7 protein-coding genes are annotated in these 8,285 nt (G+C 55.2%); 3 read left to right on the top strand and 4 right to left on the bottom strand.

The features are described from left to right. Positions 1–18: 18 nt before the first annotated feature. Positions 19–969 carry a thioredoxin-disulfide reductase gene (trxB, locus tag BIS10_RS05830; RefSeq protein WP_253503346.1) on the top strand — a complete coding sequence of 317 codons (951 nt, stop codon included), beginning with the start codon at positions 19–21 and terminating at the stop codon, positions 967–969. Between the two features lie 31 nt (positions 970–1,000). On the opposite strand, the gene BIS10_RS05835 is transcribed toward trxB, so the two are convergent. Beyond that, positions 1,001–1,537: a GspH/FimT family pseudopilin gene (locus BIS10_RS05835; protein WP_253503349.1), complete on the bottom strand. Its 537-nt coding sequence runs from the start codon at positions 1,535–1,537 to the stop codon at positions 1,001–1,003. Positions 1,538–1,662: 125 nt separating this feature from the next. Between BIS10_RS05835 and thiO the strand changes: the two genes are divergently transcribed. Beyond that, a complete protein-coding gene (gene thiO, locus BIS10_RS05840) occupies positions 1,663–2,760 on the top strand; it encodes a glycine oxidase ThiO (RefSeq protein WP_253503352.1) in 1,098 nt (365 codons plus the stop codon). Between the two features lie 13 nt (positions 2,761–2,773). On the opposite strand, the gene BIS10_RS05845 is transcribed toward thiO, so the two are convergent. Then, positions 2,774–3,037 carry a PP0621 family protein gene (locus BIS10_RS05845; RefSeq protein ID WP_253503354.1) on the bottom strand — a complete coding sequence of 88 codons (264 nt, stop codon included), beginning with the start codon at positions 3,035–3,037 and terminating at the stop codon, positions 2,774–2,776. A 179-nt stretch (positions 3,038–3,216) separates the two neighbouring features. Between BIS10_RS05845 and BIS10_RS05850 the strand changes: the two genes are divergently transcribed. After that, entirely contained in the window at positions 3,217–4,851 is a 1,635-nt protein-coding gene (locus tag BIS10_RS05850) for an NAD+ synthase (protein WP_253503362.1), read from the top strand. A 20-nt stretch (positions 4,852–4,871) separates the two neighbouring features. Here the strand turns inward: BIS10_RS05850 and BIS10_RS05855 are convergent, their stop codons facing one another. After that, on the bottom strand, positions 4,872–7,028 hold the full coding sequence (locus tag BIS10_RS05855) for a bifunctional diguanylate cyclase/phosphodiesterase (protein ID WP_253503357.1): 2,157 nt from the start codon (positions 7,026–7,028) through the stop codon (positions 4,872–4,874). 83 nt (positions 7,029–7,111) lie between these two features. Beyond that, positions 7,112–8,285: methyl-accepting chemotaxis protein (locus BIS10_RS05860; protein WP_253503360.1), on the bottom strand; the 1,174-nt coding region annotated here is incomplete at its 5' end.

Raw genomic sequence — 8,285 nt, forward strand, 5'->3', positions numbered from 1 at the left:
TGTGACAAAGGTGGTGTCATGGAAACGCGTCATGAACGTTTGATTATTCTTGGTTCCGGCCCTGCAGGGTATACCGCAGCGGTGTATGCAGCACGGGCTAACTTAAAGCCGCTGCTGATTACCGGTATACAGGCAGGTGGCCAATTGACCACTACAACCGATGTGGATAACTGGCCCGGCGATGCCGAAGGCGTCCAAGGCCCCGAGCTGATGGAGCGCATGAAGCAGCACGCCGAGCGGTTTAATACCGAAGTGCTGTTTGATCATATCAATGAAGTCAGCTTAGGTGAAAAGCCGTACACTTTAAAAGGCGATAGCGGTACTTATACCTGCGATGCGCTGATCATTGCGACCGGTGCCAGCGCACGCTACTTGGGGCTGCCCACTGAGCAGCAGTTTATGGGGCAGGGTGTTTCTGCCTGCGCCACTTGCGATGGCTTCTTCTATCGTAACCAGGAAGTGATTGTTGTAGGCGGGGGCAACACCGCCGTGGAAGAGGCGCTGTACCTTTCCAATATCGCCTCCAAGGTGACGCTGGTACACCGCCGCGATACCCTGCGCGCCGAGAAGATTCTGCAAGACAAACTCTTCGAGAAAGCCGAGGCGGGCAAAATTGCTCTGGAATGGTTCTACGAAGTAGAGGAAGTGCTGGGCGACAACACCGGCGTGACCGGCGTGCGGGTGAAATCTACCAAAGATGGCTCCACCAAAGAGATTCATGCGCCGGGGCTGTTTATTGCCATCGGCCATAGCCCCAACACCGGCATCTTTGAAGGCCAGCTGGAAATGAACGGCGGCTATATCAAAGTAAAATCGGGCAGTGAAGGTAACGCAACGGCGACCAGCGTGCCGGGTGTGTTTGCCTGCGGCGATGTGATGGATCATATCTATCGCCAGGCAATTACCTCAGCGGGTAGCGGTTGCATGGCCGCGCTGGATGCCGAGCGCTATCTGGATGGTATTGCTTAATTAGGTATATGTCTGTTGCTACAAGATCTCATTAGTCGCCACAGCTAATGGGATCTTCTCCCACTCTCGCGCGTCCTAAGGTACTTACAACGAGCTCTGCCCCTGAAGATGTTGTTTGATCATTGCTAGGGCAAATGGTGTAGGTACTGTTAAAGCCCCCGACGTGTCCCACTGGGTTATATTTTATTCTTGAGTGACCATTCTTAGTAACGTGAACGCCTTTAGTGGGTGCGAAGACGCGCACAATATCTTGGTCACTAATGCTCGTCGTTTTGTCTCCTTGGACAATAATGACAGGGTTGTTCCAGTCATCTGAGCAGGCGTTTTTCCCTTCGTTAGCCGGGCAGACTGTTATATCGCTCTGCTGGGTAATCGCGGTATTGCGTGCCAGAGTAAGGATTGTCTGCAGACGATTCACCTCGCTGGTGACTGCCGAACGCTCGCCTAGTGCCTGAAAGTTGGGCAAACCCCAGGCCGCCAGCATGCCCATTAAGGCGAGTGCCACCAGCAACTCAAGCAGTGTAAAGCCCGTGTTGTTTCGCCTAGCGATGTGGTGAGGCTGTGCCATAGTCTCTCTCAGTAGCTTGACCTGTTGAAACGCATCACTATGCTCATTCTCTTTATGCCGCCAATGCGCTGGTACTCTGTTAGCGGCTCTTTTAGCGACTCTATTAGCAATAGTGGGCAATATTTGTGAGCGATTTCTTAATTATAGGCGGTGGTGTTATTGGCATGATGACCGCGCTGCAACTGGCAGATGCAGGTCAGAATATCACGCTGGTGGAGCGTGGGGTATGCGGGAAAGAGGCTTCTTGGGCAGGCGGGGGTATTGTGTCGCCGCTCTACCCATGGCGGTACGGCGAGCCAGTATCGCAACTTTCCCGCTGGTCGGAGGGTGTCTATCCGACGCTGGCACTGCGCCTGCTGGAAGAGACCGGCATCGACCCGGAGTATCGCCAAAAGGGCTTGCTCTACTTAAACGTGGATGACGATGACGCGGCACTGCGATGGGCCCGCCAGCTAGGCAAACCATTGGAGCGGGTAGACGCCTCTTTTGTGCATCAAAAAGAGCCCGAAGCGGCTGCGCCAGAAGGCAGCGCGCTCTGGATGCCCACTCTGGGCAGCGTGCGCAACCCGCGCTTGGGCCAAGCGCTACGGGCGCGCTTAGCCGCTATGCCCAACGTCACACTCGTAGAGCAGTGCAGCGTGCAGGGGTTTATTCAGCGCCAAGGCCGCGTGGTGGGTGTTGATACCAACCAAGGCGAGCAGCTGGCCGAGCAGTTGGTAGTATGCGGCGGTGCTTGGGCGGCCCAGTTGCTAGAGGGTTTAAACGTGCGCCTGCCGGTGCGCCCCGTCAAAGGGCAGATGATTGCTTATCAAGCGCCCCCGGGATTAGTGCAACGTGTCGTGCTAAAGGATGGCCGCTATGTGATTCCCCGTAGCGACGGGCTACTGCTGGTAGGCTCGACCCTGGAAGAGGCGGGCTTCGATAAAGCCACTGATGAAGAGGCGCTGGCCTCGCTCAAGCGGAGCGCGGAGAATATTATCCCCGCGCTGGCAGATTGCCCCGTAGCGCACCATTGGGCGGGCCTGCGCCCTGGCTCGCCGGAAGGTATTCCTTTTATTGGCGCACTACCCGATTTTCCGAATGTGTTTGTCAATGCAGGCCACTACCGTAACGGCTTAGTACTAGCGCCTGCATCGACACACTTGCTAGCGGATCAGCTGCTTGGGCGTAAGCCGCTGATGGATCCTACGCCTTATCAGCCAACGGCTGCGCGTTTGGCGTAAAGGCGGGGGAGGCCTAGCGATTGCTGTTGTCTTCCTGCTCCTTCAAGAAACGGTCGCGGTGCGCGCTACAGCAGAACCACTGTTCCGCATCGCGCAGCGCCTCGTTTTCCGGTACGTGGACATCACACCAGCGGCAGCGCACCATTTTGCCACCTTCATGGCGAGGGGGTGTTTGCTGCTGGTGGGTCAGCTTACGCTGGCGGTAAATACCGTAAAGCTTCAAGCCTACGTAAAACAGCACGGCAAATATAATCAGCCGAATGATCAATAGATTCATCCTCAATGGCTCCCCAAGTGGGAAAGGCGGTTACAAGGCGTGACTGGCGGCAAGACTTTCGTTGCTTTCAGCCCTCTTAGTGCTGTGTGGCCTTTGCCACTTGGCATGCCTTGCGGGACAATGCATCTACTATATAGATGCCACCGTATTCCGAAGATTCTCAAGAGATTTTAACGCCCATGCAAGACTTAACGCTGGTAATGGCCCAACTCGACCCTCTGGTGGGAGATATTCCCGGCAATGCCGCGCGTGCCATTGAGGCTGTGCGAGAAGCGAGGATTGAGCATGGGGCGGATATTGTTGTCTTCCCTGAGCTTTTTTTATCCGGCTACCCGCCGGAAGATTTGCTGCTGCGCCCCTCCATGGAAACCCGCCTGCGGGAAGCGCGGGCTAAAATGGCCGAAAAAATCTCCCGCGATGTGCTGGTGATTATTGGTTACCCCGGCGTGCGTGAAGGCAAGTGCTACAACCTGGCGGGTGTGCTGTACAACGGCCAGTGGGAGGCAGAATACGCTAAGCAGGCGCTGCCCAACTATCAAGTGTTTGACGAGCAGCGCTACTTTACCCCTGGCACTGAGCCGCTGGTGTACGAACATAAAGGCGCCAAGCTTGGCCTGCTGATTTGTGAAGATTTATGGGAAGGCGCGCCGGTAAAAGCGGCTCGGGAAGCCGGGGCAGAAGTGCTGATTAGCCTGAATGCCTCGCCCTACCATCAGGACAAGCCCGCCGAGCGGCTGCGCCTTTTAGAGCTGCGTGCCCAAGATGTGCAGCGGCCGATTGTTTACGTCAACACCATCGGCGGCCAGGATGAGCTGGTGTTTGATGGTGGCTCCAGCTGTGTCGATGCCAATGGCCAATTAAAGGTGCTCGCGCCCTATTGGCAGGCGGGCTTAATGCCTATCCAGTTGCTGCAAACCAGCGCGGATACTTGGGAGCCTCAAGCCGGGGAGATTGAGCCCGACGTTGAGCCGGAAGAGAGTCTCTACTGTGCGCTGGTGACTGGCCTGCGTGACTACGTCAATAAAAGCGGGTTCAAGGGCGTAGTGTTGGGGCTTTCTGGTGGGATCGATTCTGCTCTTTCGCTGGCCATTGCGGTGGATGCGTTGGGGCCGCAGCGGGTGCAGGCGGTGATGATGCCTTACCACTACACGGCGGATATCTCCAAACAGGATGCCGCCGAGCAGGCGAACCTGCTGGGCGTGCACTATGACGTGATGCCCATCGAGCCGATGGTGGAAGCCTTTATGGGCACCTTGGCAGAAAGCTTTGCTGGCACCGAGCGAGATACTACCGAAGAGAACCTGCAGTCGCGCTGTCGTGGTGTGCTGTTAATGGCCATTTCCAATAAGAAAGGCCTGATGGTACTGACCACCGGTAACAAGAGCGAAATGGCCGTGGGTTACGCCACCCTATATGGCGATATGGTGGGCGGCTACAACGCTATTAAGGATGTGTATAAAACCTGGGTTTACCGCGTAGCCCGCTGGCGCAATACCCAGTCTCCAGCGATTCCCGAGCGAGTCATTGAGCGCCCGCCTAGTGCTGAGCTAGCCCCCGACCAGCAGGATAGCGACTCACTCCCCGACTACGATGTGTTGGATGCCATTTTGGTCCGCTACATCGAAGGGGATATGAGCGCTGAGGCGATTATTGCGGCAGGCTTTGAGGAAGAGGATGTCTACAAGGTCGTCAAGCTGGTGGACCGTTGTGAATACAAGCGTCGCCAGGCGCCGGTTGGAGTGCGGGTCACGCCGCGTGGTTTCGGGCGTGACCGTCGCTACCCCATCGTGAACGGTTGGCAGCCTGGGGAATAAGGGCTCAAGTGCTCACTGGCTTAAGTCAGTATCGGAGGAGGGGCCAAGCAGTATTTGGCCATCTCTTCCGCTGGCACTGGCCTGCAAAAGTAGTAACCCTGATAAGCGTGGCACTGGTGCTCGTTGAGATAGCGCCAGTGCTCCATGGTTTCCACCCCTTCGGCGATGACGTTAAGGCCCAGCGAGCGCCCCATGGCAATGATCGTTTCGACGATGGCCATATCGTCCTCATCCTGGTGTAGGTCGCGTACGAAGGACTGATCGATTTTGATCTGATCCAACGGCAGGCGTTTCAGGTACTGCAGCGATGAGTAGCCGGTGCCAAAGTCGTCCATCGCAAAACTGATCCCCAGCGCCTTCAGCTGATGCATCCGGGCGATGGTATCTTCCACTTTTCCAATCACGGTACTCTCGGTTAGCTCAAGCTTCAGCTTGTGGGGCGAGGCGCCGCTTAGCTCCAGCGCGTTGGCTACTTCTTCCACGAAGTTTGGCTGCTGAAACTGTTTCGCGCTGACATTCACGGCCAGCACTAGGTCTTTTGTATGCTCCGCTGTTTGCCACATGACAAGCTGTTCACAGGCGGCATGCAGCACCCACGTACCAATAGGTACGATGAGCCCCGTTTCTTCGGCGAGCGGAATGAACGTACCGGGGGATACAAAACCACGGGTGGGGTGCTGCCAGCGAATCAGTGCTTCTGCACCAATGGCACGCCCTTGGCTATCCACCTGCATTTGGTACACCAGGACAAACTCATCTCGTTCAATCGCTAAGCGCAAGTCGCGCTCTAGCTCTGTGCGGCACTCCAGCTGTGCTTGGACCGCAGGGTCGTAAAAGCGGATATTATTCTGACCATCGCGTTTTGCGATGTGAACGGCAGAGTTAGCGTGCTGGAAAAGTTCATCGACGCTTTCATCGACGCCTTTAAACAGTACTAACCCTTGGCTAACGTTAAGATACTGGTGATGACCATCCAGGCAGTAAGCCTGGGTTAATGCATGATTGACCTGCTGGGCAAAGAATTCGGCTTTCTCGGCGGCTTTCAGTTTATCGCTGTCTAATCCGTCAATAATCAGCACGAACTCATCGCCACTTAAGCGTCCAATGATGCAGCCTTGTTGTTCAAGGGTTTTAAGCCGTGTTGCCATCTGCTTAAGGAGATCGTCCCCCGCTTGGTGGCCGATGCCATCGTTAATGCGTTTGAACTCATCCACATCTACATACACCAGCGCGCCATAGGTGTCGGTTTGGCTGTTAGTTTCCAGGGAGTGCTGTAAGTGCTCCTTCATTAACCGCCAGTTGGGTAGGTCGGTGAGCGTGTCGTAGTAGGCCAGTTGATGTACTTGGCGCTCCGCAGCGCGACGTTGCTGTTCGGTAACACGAAAAGAGAGCAGGGCAAGTGCAATACGCTTAAGTGGCCCGCTGTGCTTCTGGCTTAAACGCTCTATCGCCTGCATATCCGGTAGTTCCTGGCGGCTATCGGAGAGCGCCAAAATGGCATCACCTACCGTCACAAGGCGCTGGTTGATCCGCCATGCGGCCAGAAAAGCAGCACTAATCAACAGTACAAATAGCCCCACACCCATCCATAGCGTGGAGTCGCGTGAGTGGATGAGGTCTGCGTAAGACTCGCGATGGCGGTCGCTGGCACGCTGGGTAAGTGCCTCAAAAATCTGCTGTGAGAATAGGCTAAACGTATTGTAGTGGCGCTGTGCTTCTTGAAGATAAAATCCTGGGTCGCCTTGATTAAGCGTCGCCGATTCGTTTGCCATACTGGCAAAACGCTGATACTGGTGAAAAGCACGTTGCAGGGTGTCGGCACTCCCTTTGCTAAGGTCAAAAATAAGTGGCGAGGCAGCCAATTGGTCAATGCTTTCTCCGATGGCTGTCAGCTCTTGATTGATCAGGCCGTATTCGGAGTAGCGCTGCATTGCACTTAGGCTGGTTTCTTCGGCGCGGCTAAATACTTCGGTCATGCGCTGGTGAAGATCACCCATTTGGCGGTCGAAGGTGGCCATTTGCACCAACGTATCCAAGTCATCAGATTGCAGTTGATAGTTCTGCAGTGACTGCTCTTTGATAACCTGAGTAGCCAGCACCAGCAATAGCAGCACGGGCAGCACTACTATCAATACCGGTAACAAAAACACCATGAATAAGCTTTGGGAAGGTTTCATAGTAACCTCAAGGGAAGGCAGTGGGCCGCAGCGTGTCACGCCACGGCCCTCCTAAATAGTTAACGGCAGGCAAGACGTTTTATTTAGAAGCTTTCCCATTCGGGTTCAGGAGTAGTGGAAGGTTTGGCAGCCGGTAGCGCGGGTGCTTTTTGGGGTTTATGTGATTGCTGTTCGGTCGCGTGGTTGACGCGGCGGCGGTCTGCACCCGTTGACGCAGTGGCCGGAAGTTTGAAAGCCCCCATGGAATGCAGTAGCTGATGAGCGTTTTGGCGCAGGTTGTTAGCAGCTGTCGCGCTTTCATTGACAAGAGAGGCGTTCTGCTGTGTTACATGGTCCATTTCCGTTACCGCCTGGCCCACTTGCTGTACACCTGCGCTCTGCTCGGCACTGGCGTTGCTGATCTCTTGCATGATTTGGGTAACGCGCTCGATGGCTGCCACAATCTCTTCGGTGGACTTGCTGGCTTCTTCAGCCCGCTCGTTACCATGATTCACACGTTCAAGATTGCTGGTAATGAGGTTGTTAATTTCACGGGCGGCATCGGCGCTACGTTGTGCCAGCTTGCGCACTTCCTCAGCAACAACTGCAAAACCACGGCCATGCTCACCCGCCCGTGCTGCTTCCACCGACGCGTTAAGCGCCAGGATATTGGTTTGGAACGCAATTGAGTCAATGGTGGAAATAATGCCAGCGATCTCTTGTGAGCTTTTGTTGAGATCATTCATGGTGGTTACTACTTGATTCACCGCCTCGCCGCCTTGAGTGGCTATTGTAGAAGCGCTAGATGCTTCTTGGCTGGCTTGCTCGGAGTTATCCGCATTCTGTTTGACGGTGCTATTCAATTCTTCCATAGCCGAAGCCGTTTCTGCCAGGGCGCTGGCTTGCTCTTCGGTACGCGAGGCGAGGTCATTGTTGCCTTCGGCGATTTGTTCGCTATTGGAAGCTACGGCTTCTGCTGAGGCGCGCACTTGCGCCACGATATCTTGTAAGTGCTTCGCCATCTCCACCTGCGAGGCCATAATGCTGCGCTTATCGCCTTTCTTAAGCCGCCCTTTGGTGGTCAGTTCGCCCCGTCCAATGGCTTGGGCAAAGGCTTTTACCTCGTAGGGCTCTGCGCCTAACTCGCGCAGCAGCTGGCGAGACAAGAATACGGCAATCAGCCCGCCAATCAGCAGCGCAAATAGCGTTAATCCCAGCATTTGCAGTTGGAAGCCAGAGGCTGTTGCGCGGGCATCGGCGGTTATAGCGTTATTAATC

Origin of the sequence: Halomonas sp. 707B3, from assembly GCF_024158645.1 — a bacterium.
Lineage (GTDB): Bacteria > Pseudomonadota > Gammaproteobacteria > Pseudomonadales > Halomonadaceae > Vreelandella > Vreelandella lionensis.

Excerpts from the sequence above, each read along its gene's own strand:
- trxB (WP_253503346.1), top strand. The coding sequence starts at position 19 with ATGGAAACGCGTCATGAACGTTTGATTATTCTTGGTTCCGGCCCTGCA.
- BIS10_RS05835 (WP_253503349.1), bottom strand. The coding sequence starts at position 1,537 with ATGGCACAGCCTCACCACATCGCTAGGCGAAACAACACGGGCTTTACA.
- BIS10_RS05845 (WP_253503354.1), bottom strand. The coding sequence starts at position 3,037 with ATGAATCTATTGATCATTCGGCTGATTATATTTGCCGTGCTGTTTTAC.
- BIS10_RS05850 (WP_253503362.1), top strand. The coding sequence starts at position 3,217 with ATGCAAGACTTAACGCTGGTAATGGCCCAACTCGACCCTCTGGTGGGA.
- BIS10_RS05855 (WP_253503357.1), bottom strand. The coding sequence starts at position 7,028 with ATGAAACCTTCCCAAAGCTTATTCATGGTGTTTTTGTTACCGGTATTG.